Origin of the sequence: Paenibacillus woosongensis (assembly GCF_009725165.1) — a bacterium.
Taxonomy (GTDB): domain Bacteria; phylum Bacillota; class Bacilli; order Paenibacillales; family Paenibacillaceae; genus Fontibacillus; species Fontibacillus woosongensis.
Map to the genome: position 1 here is coordinate 551,806 of NZ_WNZW01000001.1, position 16,162 is coordinate 567,967.

A 16,162-nucleotide genomic window follows, 5' to 3' on the forward strand; every position below is an offset into this window, starting at 1 on the left:
TATTACTTCCTTTACGGAGAAATCATGAGACGGCGGTCTTCTTCGGGATCTTCAAAGATAATGCCGTCCTGTTTGTATTTCTTAAGTATGAAATGGGTCTTTGTCGAGAGCACCGACTCCAGTGTCGACAGCTTGTCGGAGACGAAGCTGGCTACCTCTTTGAGCGTGCGCCCTTCGACTTCTACTAGCAAGTCGTAGGCTCCTGACATGAGATAGACCGATTTGACCTGAGGGAACAAATAAACCCGCTCGGCAATGGCCTCGAACCCTCGCCCGCGCTCCGGGGTAATTTGCACCTCGATCAAGGCGGTTACTTTCTCATCATCCAATTTGCCCGAGTTGACGACCGTCGCGTATTTGACGATGACGTTGTCTTCCTCTAGCTCCGCGATCGCCACAGACACCTCATCCTCAGTTACTCCCAGCAGGGTTGCCAGAAGAGCAGGGCTTCTTCGGGCGTCTTCTTTCAGAAGGTCCAGCACTTTCAGTTTCAATTCGCTAAGTGGTTTCATGCTTCATCCTCCAGCGCTGTTCCAGTGGAGCAGGACACTCGTTCCCCCCTGCTCACCGGAATCTAAATTTAATACTTATATTACATGAATTTAGGAGTCCTGCAAAGAAAAACCGTCCGTTTCGGGAGGCGCTCCTTAGGCGGACGGTTGTATGGGGCTGCTCTTAACTCTTGTGCTTGAGCCGCTGCAAAAACGGGTTATTAACTGTAAGTATGGTTTCCTGCATTTTGCTGCATATTGGCTTGCGGCGCCTGGCTGCCGCTGCTCATTTGCGCGGTGCGCTGCTGCGTAAATTGCTGAAGCTGCTGCTGGGTCTGCTGAGCCTCCTGCAGCTTCTTGTCAACCTCCGTACGAATCGCCTTGGAGGGTGCCGTATACATATTTTGGCTGCTCAGCAGCTGGAACAATTGTCCTTGGAGCTGCAGCGTGCTGTCCGTCAATTGAGTAAACATTTGCCGAACGGAAGGGCATGCGGACTCGGTCGTCGCTGTCGTATATTCCCGTACGGTCCGTTTAAGGTCGGCCAAAATGACATTTAGCAAATCTTCCTCGGGCAGCAGGTGTGCATTTTGAAATTGTGAAGTAGGGGTCAAAGGAATTCCTCCTGTTCAAAGTTCGAATGATTTAATGGGCTTGCGTCGGGGCGAGCGCCTGATGCTGCTGCATGGCTTGGATAAGCTGATTGATATGCTGCTCATGCGTTCCGAGCTGGCTTTGAATCACGTTCTGGATGTTCGGATTCTGCGATACGGCTAAAGCTGCCGCAGTCAATTTTAGCAGCATTTCTTCATTGGATACCGAATCGGAAATATACTCTAGTTCTTTGGCCGTCAGCGGCTGCATTTGCGAAGCATTCATTAAGATTACCTCCTGAAAAATTGGTTGCATTCCATTCAGGAATATTATGTCCAAGGGGACCATGGATATGTAACCGCGCATAAAATGTACAAGTTTTATACATATGGAGCGATATTTTGCGCACCATTTTAAAGTAAAAAACAAGATCTTGACCATTTCCATGTGATAAAGGAGCGATAGCCACTCATGAAGCTGCACAGCGGAAATTTCGCCTGGCAAAATACCTTGCCTGTTCCACCGCAATACGAAACGCTCCAGCACGATATATCCTGCGATTGTCTTATTATTGGCGGAGGAGTCAGCGGGGCGCTGTGCGCCTATTTCCTAGCTGAATCCGGCATCCATACCGTACTGATTGACAAAAGAAAAATAGCATCGGGGAGCACCTTGGCGAACACTGGATTAATACAATTTTCAAATGACAAAACATTGAGATCATTAATCCATACGTTTGGAGAGAAGCAGGCCGTCCGTTTCTATCAAATGTGCCGGGAAGCCGTAAGCAAGCTGTTTAAGCTTAGTCAGGGCCTGAAGCCGGAAGCTCGTTTCCTTACGAGAAACAGCCTGTACTTCGCTAGTACCGATGACGATGTAGGCATGCTGCATCAGGAATATGAAACGCTTCGAAAATACCATTTTCCGGTCGAATGGTGGGACAGAACGCATATTGCAGACCGCTTCCCATTCGAGAAGCCGGGAGCTATTTATAACGATGGAGATGGTGAGGGAAATCCCGTCGCTTTCGTTCATGGGCTGATCGAAGCCGCTTCCGCCATGGGACTAGCCGTCTTTGAGAACACCGAAGCGACCGGCTTTGACTTTGAGCCACAAGGTGTCCTGTGCCGCACTGGGAACTATGTGATCCGGGCACGGCATGTTATTTTTGCAACGGGATATGAGACTCAGGAGTTCCATAAAGAAAGAGGCGCATATTTGTCATCAAGCTATGTGGTGGCCACCGAACCCGCTGAGCATTTTGACGATTGGTTCGAACGCTGCCTTCTTTGGGAGACAGCCCGGCCGTATCTTTATTTGCGGACAACGCCGGACAAGCGCATATTAATTGGCGGCCTCGACGAGCCGCTGCCAGGCGGGAAGCTGAATGAGAGCCGGTATCTGAACCAGGGGAAGAGACTGCTGAAGAAGATGCATGAGCTGTTTCCGGGTAAGCGGGAGTTGAAGGCTGATTATGCTTGGGGCGCCGTGTTTGGACAAAGCCGGGACGGATTGCCGTTCATCGGCACTCACCCGAGTTTTCCCTGCTGTTATTTCATCGAGGGTTATGGAGGCAATGGCACAGTATACAGCATGATCGCCGCGGAAATGCTGACCGACGTGCTTCTTGGAAAGAATCGGCCAGACATGGAATGGTTTTCGCTGACAAGAACCTCGAAACCAGCCCCGGCAGCAAGCCGCTTAAGAACCAGGCCCTGAAACTGAAGGAGTTTCAAGGCCTATGCCGCCAGCAGCTTCCGCATGGCAAGCCAGCTCATCAGCGGAGCGGCCCCTAGACCGGCCATCAGCCATAAGATCGTCGACATATGCGGGGAACGGGTGTAGAGCCAGATAAAGATAGCTATGCCTGCTAATCTCCCGACCATCATGCTGATTTCGCGCAGAACGATCAATTCCACGCGATGCTCGGCATCCGTTTTGTCCCGACCCATTAAATCGAACACCGAAGAGATCATGGGGATAATGTACAGTGGCATGAACAACGAGGTGCCTACCCCGAATATAAGCAAGGTCATATAGCTCATTTTCCATAGCAGCGGAATGACGATGAGCGTCATCATGAATGCGCCTATCAGCATCTCCAACCAGCGGTGACGTATGGCCAGCCACTTGCCCGCCGCCCAGTAGCTGACCAAGGATACCAGGGAAGTGATCAGCATATATTGCCCGACCTTCCACTCCGAAGACGTGCTAATATAGACGAGCAAATTAATCATAAATATGAAGACCCCTTCTCTAAGACCGTAAACGATCGACGCGGGAACGGCCTGTCTCCAGGGGCTTCCTGGCTTAAGGCGCCGCACGGGCTCCAGCCATCGGTACCCCTTGCCCCTCTCCCGTTTTTTTAAACGGAAGCTTAGCAGGACTCCTCCTCCGTACACGATCAGCGATACCGTGAAAATAACTCTGTACCCCCGTACGCCAGGCATCACTGAAATCAGCCATCCGGACAGCCACGGACCGATGATCCCAATCACCGACCCCATAACACCTACCCAACCGTTAAAGAGATCTCGATTAGCCTTGTCGGTCACTTCAAAGTAAACGACGTTGAACGCGAGCCAGAAGATCCCCGCCCCAATGCCGGATAGGATGCCAAGGGGCCAAATATAATGCACCATTCGAGCGCCGGTCGCCAGCACCAGCAAATAGAACAGTCCAGAAATGATGATCCCCAACCGCAGAATAATCATTTTATCCCGCTCCTTCACCCATTTGCCGGCAATCCAGAACGTAAGGCCTATAGCCAACTGCTGGCTAAAGGCGAACCAGCCGATCATTGTGAAGTCCTGCTTGAATTTCCATAAGTATACGTTCAGGAAGGTGCCGGACAATGCTCCAGCGAGTACGAATAAACTATTAACAGTTAACAGCAGCTTGCATTGTTGATCTAGCGCGCTCTTCATGCTTGCTCCTCCACAGGTTACTGATTTCCCCAGTAAGGATGCCCAAAAAAAGAAAAAAGCATGATCAAATCATGCTTTTTCACTCACTGTGCGAATAAAGGTGTTGCGCTCTTCCTCGGCCAAAAAGCGGCTTACGCTGAAGCAGGCCGAACATACATACACGTTAAGCTTCAGCGTTCCGGACAGCAGCGGACTCTGCATCCCCTTCGGGACGACCGGTTCAAACGAGCTGCCGCTGATCTCCTGTTGCCCTGCGTGCAGCATGTACTCGCGGCAATGCGGGCATTCCGGGACTTCATCCTGGCCATCCAGCACTTTCTCTACGCCGGATTCATAAGCGAGCAGATCCCCTCCGCCGGCTACAAAGCTCTCAACCCGGCGAATCGCGTCCAGGTGCGTATCGCCCTCTTCCCAATAATCCGCCCCTTCCTCATCACCGTCAGCTTCGTCCTCGAACTCTTCTTCATCTCCAAGCTGAATGTTCAAGGTGCGGTAGCCCTTCAGCTCATTATGGCAATAAGGGCATTGCTCCTCCGCTCCAAGCTCCTCATCCCACACGATTTCCGTTTGACACCAGGGACAAATCGTCGACTCCATATACAGCCCGTCCTTTCTAACTCGGTTATGACTTCCACAGAAAAACAATCCCGCCGATCAGGAACAATATGGCGGCCACAAATATGACGCTTGTCAGGTTTTTAATAAAATTTCGCATGACGTCCCCCTTATCCTATGCAGACTCCGATCAAAAAAGATACCGATACCGATACAGACATCGCAATGAATCCAACAGCGACATTGCCCTTGGCGATTTCCTCATCGATGCGGAACACCGGGGTTAAAAATTCAAACAAAATATAAGCTGCAAAAAGCAGTACGGCCCCGACCAATGACCAAATCATGAATTCATAAATCGGGGAATGGACTGCAGCATAACGAATGACGTTGCTGATACCGAAGATTTTGCCGCCCGTGGCGATCGACGCCGCCAGGTTGCCCTGCTTGATTTCCTGCCAGCAGCGATACTTGGCCACCAATTCGAAGCAGGACAAAAACACGATCAATTCCATTACAGCGATGGATAGATAACCGATCATCAGCCCGAACGGCTGCTCCAGCAACGGTTCAATGTTTCCTGTCAATTCGCCTTCGCTCCTCCCGCTTATTTCAGCTCGGCTACCGTGACTCCCGTACCGCCTTCTCCGTAATTGCCCAACCGGTAGCTTTTTATATGTTTATGCTTGCGGAGATACTCCGATATTCCCGTCCGCAAAATTCCCGTTCCTTTACCATGAATGATGTAAATCTGCCCCAGGTTGCCGAGATATGCCTCGTCAATGAAGCGGTCCACCTCAATCAGCGCTTCCTCCAGGTTAGCGCCCCGCAGATCTAGTTCGCTGCGCACGTTCTCATCGCGAGTACGCTTGACGCTGGCTACAGCCTTTTGAGCTGCCTTCGCCGCAGACGGGGCCGAGGCTGATATAAGCTCCAGATCATCAAGGCTGACCTTCATCTTCATAATTCCCAGCTGAACAAGCGCCTCTTTGCCGGCGAGCTCCACGACATGCCCTTTCTGGTTCAGGCTGTAGACCATAACCTCGTCGCCGGCCTCGATTTTGCGCGGAGCCTTATTCCCCTGGCGAGCCGGCCCGCTCTTCTTCCGCTTAGGCTCGGCCTCCTCCAGTTCCTTCCTGGCGGCAATCAGCTTATGCTCCTTCACGGATGAGCCCTCTTCAAGGGCAAGCTTCCGCAGGTCCTCAATGATCCGCTCGGCTTCGCTGCGCGCCTTGGCTATGATCGCTCTCGCTTCTTCCTCGGCCTTGTCGATCCGCTTGTCGCGTTCACGCGTCAGCTTGTCCAGCTCGGCTTCATGCCTCTTCCGCAGCTCCTCTAGCTCTTTGCGCAGCCGCTGCGCCGTCTCCCGCTCCTGCTCGGCGCCAAGACGGTTCTCTTCAAGCGATGCAATCATGTGCTCGACCCGCAAATCCTCTTCCTTGACTTCACCACGGGCAAAATCGAGGATCTGCTCCGACAATCCCAGGCGTTCTGCAATCGCAAACGCGTTGCTTCGCCCAGGAACTCCAACGAGCAGCCGATAGGTCGGACTCAGCGTGTTCACGTCAAATTCCATGCTCGCATTGATGACGCCTTTGCGTTCGTACGCATAGGCTTTGAGTTCACTGTAATGCGTGCTCGCTACCATCCGGCATCCTAGCGAATGAATATGCTCCAGAATGGCAATGGCGAGCGCCGAGCCCTCCGCCGGATCCGTTCCCGCTCCGACTTCGTCCAGCAGCACCAGGCTCTTGGCCGTCATCCGGCGCAAAATGGAAATAATATTCGTCATATGGCTGGAAAACGTACTAAGACTTTGTTCAATACTCTGCTCGTCGCCGATATCGGCATAGATGGCATCAAACACGCAGAGCTGGCTGCCATCCTCCGCCGGAACAAACAAGCCCGACATCGCCATCAGGCTCAGCAGTCCGATCGTTTTCAAAGTTACCGTCTTCCCCCCGGTATTTGGGCCAGTAACGATGATCGAGGTATACTGGTTACCCAGTTCCACATCAATAGGTACGACTTGATCCGCCGGAATAAGCGGGTGGCGCCCCTTCTTCAGCTTCAGAAAGCCGCGGTCGTTCATGCGGGGCAGCTCAGCCTTCATCTCTCTGGCCAGGCGGGCTTTCGCAAAAATGAAGTCGAGCTGGGCCAGCACGTCGCTATCGTAGCTGAGAAGCTCGGCTTGCTCGCCGACGAGCGCCGTCAGCTTTTGCAAAATCACTTCGATTTCCCGCTCTTCCTTCAGCCTCGTCTCCCGCAGTTTGTTGTTCATGGCTACGATCGATTCAGGCTCGATGAACAAGGTTGCACCGGAGCCGGACTGATCATGGACAATGCCGCCAAAATGCGCGCGGTACTCCGCCTTCACGGGAATAACGAAACGGTCTCCACGGATCGTGATCAGCTGATCCTGCAGCATCTTCGCAACGCTGGAGGAACGAATCATCGCCTCCAGCTTCTCACGAATCCGCACTTCGCCGCCGCGCAGCTCCCGGCGTATTTGTGCCAGCTCGGGACTGGCCGAATCCAGCACCTCCGCGCTGTCGTCGATACAACGTTTGATCTTATCCTCGAGCGGTTTCTGCTCGCTGAGCATGTCGGTTAACGTAAACAGCAGATCTACGGGTTCATCCTCATGGATGTTGGCAATATACCGCTTCACACGGCGCGATCCCTCAAGCGTGGTAGCGATGCCCAGCAGCTCATGCGGATTCAGTGTACCGCCGATCCGCGCACGCTTCACGGCAGGTATGATATCGACAATCCCGCCGAAGGATGGAGCGCCTTTTAGCCGATCCACCTTAAAGGCTTCGTCTGTTCCCTGCAGCAGGCGTTTGACTTCATCAAGGTCGGAGACGGGTGATAGGCGTTCCGCCGCCGTCTTGCCCAGCGATGTCTGAGCATATTTCACAAGCATATCTATAATTTTATGATATTCCATCGTTTTCAAAATTTTCTCATCCAAAAACGATCACAACTCCCCTCGGGACTATGTTCTAATACTTCAGCGTGATCAAAATGGAGCTTTTTGAACAACTCCTATTATAGCGAAATCACACATTTTGCGCCATTTTGCAAAGTAACACACATAAGAAATGCACTTACGGAACATTATATACACGTATACGAAACGTTAATTTGACAAAGGAGGCCTTGTGCCATGAATTTCCTGGGACACGTCGTTCGCTTTATCGTATCCGCTCTGGTACTGCTCGTCGTAGGCTGGATCGTCCCGCAATTCAGCGTAGGCGGATTCGGCAGCGCCCTTCTGCTTGCTCTAGTCATCGCGCTTCTGGGCTGGGCTATTGAAGGGATCTTCGGCAAACGGGTTACCCCTTTCGGCCGCGGTATCGTCGGCTTTCTCGCCAGCGCTTTGGTCATCTGGCTTGCGCAGTTTATCATCTCGGGCGTATCCGTCTCGATTCTCGGAGCGCTGCTGGCCGCTCTCGTCATTGGGATTATCGACCTGTTCATCCCGGCCGGCTCGCCGTTCGATGCAGCGAAGAACAAATCAGACCGTTAGCCTTCAGACTGCCGGTTTGCAAGCAGCTCCCTGCCTTATAAGCAGGGAGCTGCTTGCATTCAGCCCGAGAGTTCATGAATATTTCAAATCCTTGGCAGTCAAGTCCATTTTTTTGCGTTATGATATAAATAAATTCGTGATTTGTCACAAAATACTTTGTATTTAGGGGGATTTTTATGAAAAAAACCATTGCTATTATGATTAGTTCTATGCTATTGGTTCTCCTGGCTGCATGCGGCGGCGGCTCCAGCAGCGGTGCCGGGGAGAGCAATCTGACACCCGAATCGGAAATCGTCATCGAGGCGACAAACTTCAAATTCGATCAGGAAGAATATCGCGTCAAAAAGGACTCTCCGGTAAAAATTACGTTCAAGAACGTTGAAGGCAACCACGGAATCATCATTCCTGCCCTTAAGCTGGAGCTTAAAGGCAAAAGCCAATCCAAAGTGGTTGTTCCTAAAGAAACTGGAGAATTTGAAATCGCCTGCTCCATTATGTGCGGAGCCGGACACTCCACAATGATCTCCAAATTGATCGTCGAAGAATAGACCATAACGAAGAGCCTTCGGTCATCCGAGGGCTCTTCTCTTATGCCATCAATCACTTCCGGCCTGTTCGATCAGTTCGATCCACTCATTGAATTCTGTCTGGAGCTTCGTGTAGTCGTCCTTCAACCGGTCGTACTCTGCCTTCGTCTTCTCCATGCTCTCGCGCTCCATTTCTCGAGCCGTTTGCAGCAGCCTATATTCATGGGAAACGACCTCATAGCTGCCCGAGATTTCCTTCAGCTGCTCTTCAAGCCGCTGCTTCTGCTCCTCCAGCTCGCGATATTGTGAAGAAAGATCCATCACCTGTTCTCCGCCTGCCGCGCACTGCTGCTGCCAATCCTGCAGCTGGCGCTGAAGCTCAGCTTCCGTCTCGCGCCAGGAGACGAGCTCCTGCTCGGCCGAAGCGAGCTGCTGTCTCCACTCCTGCTCTCTCCGTTCGGCAGCAAGGCGAGAGTTCTCCTGATCCTCGGCAAGGGAGACATAGCCTTGCAACTCCTGTTCCAATTCTTTGAGCTTGTCGCCAAGCCGCTGCACTTCCTCTCGCAAGCGGGCATTTTCCTGTGCGGTTGTCCCCGCAGATTGCAGGGTATTCTCATGCTCTTGTCTGACCCGGTTTAATTCGGATTTAAGAAATTCCGCTTCCTGGGTCAGCTTGGCTGCGCTAGCCTGTTCGCTCTCGTAGTTCTCCCGAGCAGCCGCAGCTTCCTTCTTCGCCGAATTTAATTCGGCTTGCAGCTGTTCTCCCAGCTCGGAAGCCTCTAAGAGGCTGATTTCAAGCCTGCTGATCTCCTCATTTCTTTTCTCTGCCAGCCTCTGCCATGATTTCTCGTTCTGAGCCGCTTCGGATGCTTCCACACGGAGCTTCTCCTCACGGGCTTTGGCTTCCTGAAGCTGCCCCTGCTGCCGCTTCTTCTCCTCTTCAGCTGCTTGCAGCGACTGCTGAAGGCTATTCGTTTGCCGCTCCAGCTTCGCGACATTATCCTTCAAGCGCTGCTCCGCAGCCTTCGCACTATGCTCGCGCTGCGTGGCTCCCTTCAACTGCTCGGCGAGCTTCTCACGTTCTTCCTTCTCGCGCTTGACCTCCTGCTCCGTCCCGCGCAGCTTCGCCTGCAGCTGAGACGAGCTCGCTCTCTGCTCCTTGAGCTCGCGCTCCAGATCGCTGATACGAGCATGAAGCTTGCGGACGATCGCTTCCTGCTCCTTGAGCGACGTCTCGGCCTTGGTCAGCTGCTCGGAGGACGCTTTCTTCTCGCTCTTGAGCTGGTGATGCTCCTCCTGCAGCTGCTGATGCGCCTTCTCATGCTTGGATTGGAGCGCCTGCATCACGGATATTTCCTGAGCAAGACCCGCCTTCTCATTCTCCATTTTCTGCAGTTCTTCCTTGAGCTGCTCCGTCTTCATCGCCTCTTCGGCCATGCGGACAGCAGCGAGCACCGCTAAACGCGGGGTGTCCAAATGGGAGTACATTTTGGCTATGGCTTGCATATGGTTATCGACGCGGCGCGCTACCTCTTTCATGTAATCTGCGCTGCTGCCTACGATCTTATAAGATGTACCGTAAATTTCAACATTTACACTAATACGGTCAGGGGTAGTCAAAATGTTGTGCCTCCTTCGGTCCTTACGTTTCATCTAAGGTGTCTGTCCTTGCACGAAAGTCACATCGAATCGATGCTTAAACTTGATTCGATGTGACTCTGTTCAATTCCTGCTATTTTCTTAATTCAGCTGCAAAAGTTTGCTCAAGCACCGACACGACTTGGCCATGAACGGCAGCGATCTCCTCATCGGTCAGTGTGCGCTCTTTGTGGCGGTATACCAAAGACAAGGCGACGCTCTTCTTGTTCTCACCAAGTTTACTGCCCGTATAGACGTCAAATACATTCAGTTCTTCCAGCAGTTCTCCAGCCGTATTCCGAATAGCAGCCAGAAGAGCTCCCGCCTCTACGTCCGCATCCACGACAACGGCAATGTCGCGCTGCATGGAAGGGAATCTAGGCAGCTCGCGGTATATGGCAGTATCCCCCGCATACTGGTATACCGGCTCCAGAAGCAGCTCCGCAACATAAGTATCCTCAAGATCGTGCTCACGCTGCAGTTCAGGATGAAGCTGACCAAGCGAGCCGAGATGTTGTTTGCCTGCAGGCGCATTTAAATAGACGGAAGCCGACCGTCCAGGATGGAAGCCTTCCGGCGCATTCGCTTCGTAGCTGACAAGATCGCTGATTCCAAGATATGCGAAAATGCTCTCCAGCACACCCTTCAGATCGAAGAAATCGACCTTCTCCGGATTTGCGTTCCAACGCTTCTCTTCGCGATCCCCTGCAAGCAGTAAGCCCAGCACAGGAATCTCCCCAGGCTGCTTCGTTAATTTCTCCTCGTCCGTCAGGAAGACGCTGCCCATCTCGAACAAGGCCAGATTGTCCTGCTTGCGATTACGGTTGTAGGCGGCAATCTGAATAAGGCCTGGAATGAGGCTCATGCGGAGCACGCTGCGATCCTCGCTCATCGGCATCGCCAGCTTGACTTCCTTTCCGCCTGCCCCCAGCTTAGGAAACTGCGGGCCAAAACCTTCATGGATGAAGGAGTATCCCATAACCTCCTGCAAGCCTCCGTGTACGAGCAAACCTCTTAAAGCGCGGCGAAGCGCCTGCGGTTTCGTATATCCGCCTGCCGTCGTTGGCCCTTCGATTGCTGTCGTCGGGATGTTGTCGTAGCCATACAGGCGCGCTACCTCCTCAATGAGATCCACGTCACGCGTAATATCGCCGCGGCGTGTCGGCACGCGAACCTCCAGCACATTATCCGCTGAATCCCCGCACTCGAAGTGCAGTCTTGCAAAAATCGCCTTGGTCTCCAGCGTGGAAATATCCGTTCCCAAATACGCGTTTAATTTCTCCAAAGAGAGACGAATGATCTTGTCCTCCGCCTCTGTCACAACGGATTCAACGATTCCCTGGTGCACCTTGCCCCCGGCATAGAGCGCCATCAATTCAGCAGCCCGATTCAGAGCAGGCAGCACCGCAGCGGGATCGACCTCCTTCTCGAATCGCAGCGAAGCCTCTGAACGCATTCCCAGTTTACGCGATGTTTTGCGTACGGAGCCCCCATCGAATTTAGCCGATTCGAGAACGATATTTACCGTGTTCTCTGTAACCTCGGTATGAAGACCGCCCATGACTCCGGCGAGGCCGACTGGCTGATCTTCGCCGTCGACGATCAACAAGGCGCCCGCTTCCAGTTCCCTCTCCTGGCCATCCAGCGTGACCAGTTTCTCGCCTGCTTTCGCTTCGCGTACCCCGATTACGCCGCCTTGAAGGGTATCCGCGTCAAAAGCATGCAGCGGCTGGCCGTATTCCAGCATGACGTAATTCGTAATGTCCACAATGTTATTGATCGGACGGATGCCCGCTGCCATCAGACGATTTTGCATCCATTGCGGGGAGGAGCCGATCGTCACTCCGGAAATATATCTGACGGCATAGCGGCTGCACAGCCCTTTCGCATCGATTTTGACAGAAATCCGTTCCTTGGCAGGCTCTCCTGCCTCGATCAGGTTCTTGTCCGGCTCCGGCAGTTTCACGTCCCTGCCAAGAATCGCCGCCACCTCATAGGCTGCTCCGAGCATGCTCAGGCAGTCCGATCTGTTCGGCGTAAGATCGAAATCAAGCACTTTATCGTCAAGCCCGAGCAGCTGCGAGATCGGTGTACCGATTTCGGTGCTCTCCGGCAGTACGAGAATGCCCTCCTGCTGCTCCTTCGGCAGCAGCTTGTCATTCAGGCCAAGCTCTTTGGCCGAGCAGATCATCCCTTGGGAGAGCACGCCCCGCAGCTTGGCCTTCTTGATGTCCAGTCCGCCCGGCAGCTTGGCGCCGACGAGCGCGACAGGCACCATTTGGCCGGCATCCACGTTTTTGGCACCGCAGACGATCTGCAGGTCTTCCTCCTGGCCGGCATCGACGATACATACGTTCAGCTTGTCCGCATCAGGATGCTTCTCCTTGCTTTTTACATAACCGGCAACTACTTTCGTAACTCCCTTGTTCCGGTCCTCAATTGCATCGATCTCAATGCCGGAGCGGGTAATTTGCTCCGCCAAATCCTCGATGTTGACTTGCTCCAGTGATACATATTCCGACAACCATCCGGTTGATACTTTCATGCCAGTTCCCTTCTTTCTTATACAGGTTTAAATTCGGGCGAACTGCCCCAAGAAGCGCAAATCATTATTAAAGAAATGACGAATATCGTCTACGCCATATTTAAGCATCGCAATCCGTTCTACACCCATCCCGAAGGCAAAACCGCTGTATTGCTCCGGATCGTAGCCGCTCATTTCCAGAACGCGAGGATGTACCATTCCGCTGCCCAAAATCTCCAGCCATCCGGTCTGTTTACATACCCGGCAGCCGTTTCCGCCGCACTTGACGCAGGTAACGTCCACTTCGACGCTAGGCTCGGTGAACGGGAAAAAGCTTGGCCGCAGCCGGATTTGCGTGTTCGGCCCGAACATCTCGCGCGTAAATTGGAGCAAGGTGCCCTTCAAATCGCTCATCCGGATGTTTTTGCCGATCACGAGCCCTTCGATCTGGTGGAACTGGAACGAATGCGTAGCATCGTCATCATCGCGCCGGTACACGCGCCCCGGGCAGATCACCTTGACAGGGACCTCTCCCTTCATCGCTTCCATCGTCCGAACCTGAACCGGAGAAGTCTGCGTGCGCATCAGCAAATCTTCGGTCAAATAGAATGAGTCCTGCATGTCACGAGCTGGGTGATTCTTGGGCAGATTCAGCGCCTCAAAGTTATAGTAGTCCGTCTCAACCTCTGGACCTTCCGCAATGCGATAACCCATCCCGATAAATATATCCTCGATATCCTGGATAACCTGGTTGAGCGGATGGATGCCTCCCTGCTTTAATGGGCGGCCAGGCAAGGTGACGTCTACTTTCTCCGCTGCAAGACGCTCTTCCGTCTCGCGTCTTTGGAAATACTGCTGCTTCTCTTCCACCAGCTCTTCGATCGCCGAGCGGACTTCATTCGCTACCTGCCCGATGACGGGACGTTCCTCCGCGCTCAACGCGCCCATGCCCCGCAAAATTTCAGTCAATGCACCCTTCTTGCCCAAATATTTGACCCGAAGGTCGTTTAATTGAGCTGCATCAGCCACGGCATTCAATTGAGCCACAGCTTCATGTTTGAGTGCTTCCAAACGTTCTTTCATGGATAATCCTCCTTAGTATTGAATAAAAGAAAAACGTCTATCGACGTACATTCTCAGCAGACAAACCGCTGATATCCAACAAAAAAAGGCCTTCTCTCCCTGAAAGGGACGAAAAGACCGTGGTACCACCCTTGTTAGAGCATAAGCAGGATTTGCACATACTTGCCTCGCAAAGCATTGCCGCAATTCAGGACAAACGCTTACCTGCCAGTTGACTCTCACTCGAACGACATAACGGATCGCGGCCGGTATCCCCTACTTATCGCTGCCCAAAACATTGCTGCATGCGGGTTCAAGGAACTGCTCAGGAGCGAACTTCGGCAGTCTGTTTCCCTAGAGACGCTCTCAATCTACGGCGGCTCTTCCCTGTTAGGAGGCTTCTGCTTACTCTTCTCCATCATTGCATTTATTTTAATTATCGCCTCGTCATTCATAGCCCTAAGGCGATGGCTTATCTGTTATTATATGAAAAGTTCGCAGCGATAGCAAGGCTGGAGTCTTTGACCATGCTTTATTTTATCATATCCCGTAATTATGTTAAATTAAATACACTGACCTAATGTTCAAGGAGCTGACAAAATGAACGGCAACCTCCGCAGCAATATTAAACCTGGCCTTACCGTTGATATCGTTCTCAAAAAAGATCAGGCCACCGGCCGGCTGACCCGCGGGATCGTCAAGGACATCCTGACCAACTCGCCGAACCATCCCCATGGAGTCAAAGTTCGCCTGCAGGATGGCCAGGTAGGCCGCGTTAAAACGATTATAGCCGACTCCAATAACGAAATACAGACGACAGAATAAATTCGGGATTCTATAACCAAAACAGAACGGGCAGCAAGCGCTGCCCGTCCTTCTTCTGTATTTTCTAACATTTCAGAAATTACGTTACCAAGTTCTGCGATCCTTCCCTATATCTCTTGTTCTGCGATAATTCGTCTGCTCCCCATCTTCATCCCGTTCCCTCAGGGCTTGCTCTCCGTTCTCCGGCGGAATTTCTTGATAGAAAGTTCCCGCTGTTTCTCTCGTCTCCATTCCCGTTCCAGTGCTTGGCGCTTCAGTCTCTCTAGGCATGGTGGAATTCGCAGGATGAACGCCGGTTAGTCCGAAGTTCCGGGAATTCATGGCCTGGTTATTGCGGAAAATCTGATATATATCGTTTCTTTGAGCATCATTCCCGTCCACGATGACTAGAATTCTACCATGCTCTACGTGACTGCTGTATTCCTTGGCTTCAGTTTCGGGGATGCCTAAGCCAATTAATCCTCCGACCAGTCCTCCTGCTCCCGCGCCAACCGCCGCACCCGTAAGTGTAGCTGCAATAGGGCCGGCTGCAACGATCGGGCCGATCCCTGGTATCGCCAGCGCTCCCAGCCCTGCCAGCAGTCCTGTAAGGCCGCCTACGAGGCCTCCGGCAGCCGCTCCCGAAGCGACGCCTTCCGGCGCTTTCGTTCCCGTCTCCTCGCGCATGGCATCCATGTTGTCTTTGTTCCGTCCAACCACAGAAATGTCATCGGTTGAAAAGCCGTATCGTTTCAGATCCTCTATTGCATTTGTTGCATCCTGTTCCGAAGCAAAGACGCCTACAATTTTGTGCATCATACCGCATACCTCCTCAGGAATGTCTGATCAAATACGCTACACTGGATAATTAACCATTATGCCGACATCTAAACGCAGAAAGCAGGCGGGTTTTCTTCCCCGCCCCCAGTAAAATAAAAAAACTGCCTACTAGGCAGTTTGTCATTTGTTTATAGAGCGGGTGATGGGAATACTCAGCCACTTGATTAAAATGCGATCCCTCGGCTCGCGATTAGAGGTTATGGCTGACGCGCGTCCTTTCGGGAATTTATCGAGATGCTTTCACGGACGGTCGAACCCCTTTGCGGGTTCTCTTCCCTACCCGCCAAATCAAAAAAACTGCCAATAGGCAGTTTATCAATTGCATTATGGAGCGGGTGATGGGAATCGAACCCACGCTACCAGCTTGGAAGGCTGGAGTTCTACCATTGAACTACACCCGCAGCTCTACCCACAAAAGTGAAGATAAGTTTCAGTAAAAACTGATTGCTTCTGCAAGGGCTACTATATTATGGTCGGGACGACACGATTTGAACATGCGACCCCCTGGTCCCAAACCAGGTGCTCTACCAAGCTGAGCTACGTCCCGAGGCTTCAATCGAGCAAGCTGCTCGTGAAGACAAAAATAAATATACCACTTCTGTTCCATCAATGCAACAGCTAATTTATTACAATTGGCCCGCGCACCTGTATAACTTTGTTATAACATT

At 52.3% G+C, this 16,162-nt stretch carries 15 protein-coding genes and 2 tRNA genes; 4 read left to right on the forward strand and 13 right to left on the reverse strand.

The window, feature by feature from the left end; translation table 11 throughout:
- Window positions 1-11: 11 nt before the first annotated feature.
- The 3 genes from GNP95_RS02695 to GNP95_RS02705 all read right to left on the reverse strand — a co-directional run bounded on the left by GNP95_RS02695 (window position 12) and on the right by GNP95_RS02705 (window position 1,370).
- Window positions 12-512: an Lrp/AsnC family transcriptional regulator gene (locus tag GNP95_RS02695; protein ID WP_155609352.1), complete on the reverse strand. Its 501-nt coding sequence runs from the start codon at window positions 510-512 to the stop codon at window positions 12-14.
- Between the two features lie 200 nt (window positions 513-712).
- Window positions 713-1,105, reverse strand: a complete 393-nt coding sequence (locus tag GNP95_RS02700) for a spore coat protein (protein WP_196427047.1) — start codon at window positions 1,103-1,105, stop codon at window positions 713-715.
- Window positions 1,106-1,136: 31 nt separating this feature from the next.
- Window positions 1,137-1,370 carry a hypothetical protein gene (locus GNP95_RS02705; RefSeq protein WP_155609353.1) on the reverse strand — a complete coding sequence of 78 codons (234 nt, stop codon included), beginning with the start codon at window positions 1,368-1,370 and terminating at the stop codon, window positions 1,137-1,139.
- A gap of 186 nt (window positions 1,371-1,556) precedes the next feature.
- Here GNP95_RS02705 and GNP95_RS02710 point away from each other — a divergent pair, with 186 nt between their 5' ends.
- Window positions 1,557-2,804 (forward strand): NAD(P)/FAD-dependent oxidoreductase, encoded by a 1,248-nt coding sequence (locus tag GNP95_RS02710; protein WP_155609354.1) that lies wholly within the window; start codon window positions 1,557-1,559, stop codon window positions 2,802-2,804.
- Window positions 2,805-2,824: 20 nt separating this feature from the next.
- Here the strand turns inward: GNP95_RS02710 and GNP95_RS02715 are convergent, their stop codons facing one another.
- From GNP95_RS02715 to GNP95_RS02730, 4 genes are all read right to left on the reverse strand, one after another.
- Window positions 2,825-4,012 (reverse strand): MFS transporter, encoded by a 1,188-nt coding sequence (locus GNP95_RS02715; RefSeq protein WP_155609355.1) that lies wholly within the window; start codon window positions 4,010-4,012, stop codon window positions 2,825-2,827.
- 69 nt (window positions 4,013-4,081) lie between these two features.
- Window positions 4,082-4,609, reverse strand: a complete 528-nt coding sequence (locus tag GNP95_RS02720; protein WP_155609356.1) for a hypothetical protein — start codon at window positions 4,607-4,609, stop codon at window positions 4,082-4,084.
- Window positions 4,610-4,737: 128 nt separating this feature from the next.
- Entirely contained in the window at window positions 4,738-5,109 is a 372-nt protein-coding gene (locus GNP95_RS02725; protein ID WP_155610001.1) for a DUF350 domain-containing protein, read from the reverse strand.
- 65 nt (window positions 5,110-5,174) lie between these two features.
- Window positions 5,175-7,541, reverse strand: a complete 2,367-nt coding sequence (locus GNP95_RS02730; protein WP_155609357.1) for an endonuclease MutS2 — start codon at window positions 7,539-7,541, stop codon at window positions 5,175-5,177.
- Window positions 7,542-7,736: 195 nt separating this feature from the next.
- Between GNP95_RS02730 and GNP95_RS02735 the strand changes: the two genes are divergently transcribed.
- Both GNP95_RS02735 and GNP95_RS02740 read left to right on the forward strand, forming a co-directional pair.
- The gene (locus GNP95_RS02735) at window positions 7,737-8,099 is read left to right on the forward strand and encodes a phage holin family protein (RefSeq protein ID WP_155609358.1); all 363 of its coding nucleotides are present in this window, start codon (window positions 7,737-7,739) and stop codon (window positions 8,097-8,099) included.
- 176 nt (window positions 8,100-8,275) lie between these two features.
- Window positions 8,276-8,647, forward strand: a complete 372-nt coding sequence (locus GNP95_RS02740) for a cupredoxin domain-containing protein (RefSeq protein WP_155609359.1) — start codon at window positions 8,276-8,278, stop codon at window positions 8,645-8,647.
- Window positions 8,648-8,695: 48 nt separating this feature from the next.
- Here the strand turns inward: GNP95_RS02740 and GNP95_RS02745 are convergent, their stop codons facing one another.
- The 3 genes from GNP95_RS02745 to pheS all read right to left on the reverse strand — a co-directional run bounded on the left by GNP95_RS02745 (window position 8,696) and on the right by pheS (window position 13,871).
- Window positions 8,696-10,246 (reverse strand): cell division protein ZapA, encoded by a 1,551-nt coding sequence (locus GNP95_RS02745; RefSeq protein ID WP_155609360.1) that lies wholly within the window; start codon window positions 10,244-10,246, stop codon window positions 8,696-8,698.
- A gap of 112 nt (window positions 10,247-10,358) precedes the next feature.
- Complete coding sequence (gene pheT, locus GNP95_RS02750; RefSeq protein ID WP_155609361.1) at window positions 10,359-12,809, reverse strand: phenylalanine--tRNA ligase subunit beta; 2,451 nt, start codon at window positions 12,807-12,809, stop codon at window positions 10,359-10,361.
- Between the two features lie 27 nt (window positions 12,810-12,836).
- Complete coding sequence (gene pheS / locus GNP95_RS02755) at window positions 12,837-13,871, reverse strand: phenylalanine--tRNA ligase subunit alpha (protein WP_155609362.1); 1,035 nt, start codon at window positions 13,869-13,871, stop codon at window positions 12,837-12,839.
- Window positions 13,872-14,450: 579 nt separating this feature from the next.
- On the opposite strand from pheS, the gene GNP95_RS02760 reads away from it, so the two are divergent.
- Complete coding sequence (locus GNP95_RS02760) at window positions 14,451-14,675, forward strand: YwbE family protein (protein WP_155609363.1); 225 nt, start codon at window positions 14,451-14,453, stop codon at window positions 14,673-14,675.
- An 84-nt stretch (window positions 14,676-14,759) separates the two neighbouring features.
- On the opposite strand, the gene GNP95_RS02765 is transcribed toward GNP95_RS02760, so the two are convergent.
- From GNP95_RS02765 to GNP95_RS02775, 3 genes are all read right to left on the reverse strand, one after another.
- Window positions 14,760-15,473 carry a general stress protein gene (locus tag GNP95_RS02765; protein WP_155609364.1) on the reverse strand — a complete coding sequence of 238 codons (714 nt, stop codon included), beginning with the start codon at window positions 15,471-15,473 and terminating at the stop codon, window positions 14,760-14,762.
- A gap of 348 nt (window positions 15,474-15,821) precedes the next feature.
- Window positions 15,822-15,895, reverse strand: a tRNA-Gly gene (locus GNP95_RS02770).
- A gap of 69 nt (window positions 15,896-15,964) precedes the next feature.
- Window positions 15,965-16,041: transfer RNA gene (locus tag GNP95_RS02775), tRNA-Pro, on the reverse strand.
- Between the last annotated feature and the right edge of the window lie 121 nt (window positions 16,042-16,162).

What these genes read in the sequence shown, in the direction of transcription:
- pheS (WP_155609362.1), bottom strand. Translation starts at nt 13,871, where the DNA reads ATGAAAGAACGTTTGGAAGCACTCAAACATGAAGCTGTGGCTCAATTG.
- GNP95_RS02735 (WP_155609358.1), top strand. Translation starts at nt 7,737, where the DNA reads ATGAATTTCCTGGGACACGTCGTTCGCTTTATCGTATCCGCTCTGGTA.
- GNP95_RS02710 (WP_155609354.1), top strand. Translation starts at nt 1,557, where the DNA reads ATGAAGCTGCACAGCGGAAATTTCGCCTGGCAAAATACCTTGCCTGTT.
- GNP95_RS02760 (WP_155609363.1), top strand. Translation starts at nt 14,451, where the DNA reads ATGAACGGCAACCTCCGCAGCAATATTAAACCTGGCCTTACCGTTGAT.
- GNP95_RS02715 (WP_155609355.1), bottom strand. Translation starts at nt 4,012, where the DNA reads ATGAAGAGCGCGCTAGATCAACAATGCAAGCTGCTGTTAACTGTTAAT.
- GNP95_RS02765 (WP_155609364.1), bottom strand. Translation starts at nt 15,473, where the DNA reads ATGATGCACAAAATTGTAGGCGTCTTTGCTTCGGAACAGGATGCAACA.
- pheT (WP_155609361.1), bottom strand. Translation starts at nt 12,809, where the DNA reads ATGAAAGTATCAACCGGATGGTTGTCGGAATATGTATCACTGGAGCAA.
- GNP95_RS02725 (WP_155610001.1), bottom strand. Translation starts at nt 5,109, where the DNA reads ATGATCGGTTATCTATCCATCGCTGTAATGGAATTGATCGTGTTTTTG.
- GNP95_RS02695 (WP_155609352.1), bottom strand. Translation starts at nt 512, where the DNA reads ATGAAACCACTTAGCGAATTGAAACTGAAAGTGCTGGACCTTCTGAAA.
- GNP95_RS02705 (WP_155609353.1), bottom strand. Translation starts at nt 1,370, where the DNA reads ATGAATGCTTCGCAAATGCAGCCGCTGACGGCCAAAGAACTAGAGTAT.
- GNP95_RS02740 (WP_155609359.1), top strand. Translation starts at nt 8,276, where the DNA reads ATGAAAAAAACCATTGCTATTATGATTAGTTCTATGCTATTGGTTCTC.
- GNP95_RS02720 (WP_155609356.1), bottom strand. Translation starts at nt 4,609, where the DNA reads ATGGAGTCGACGATTTGTCCCTGGTGTCAAACGGAAATCGTGTGGGAT.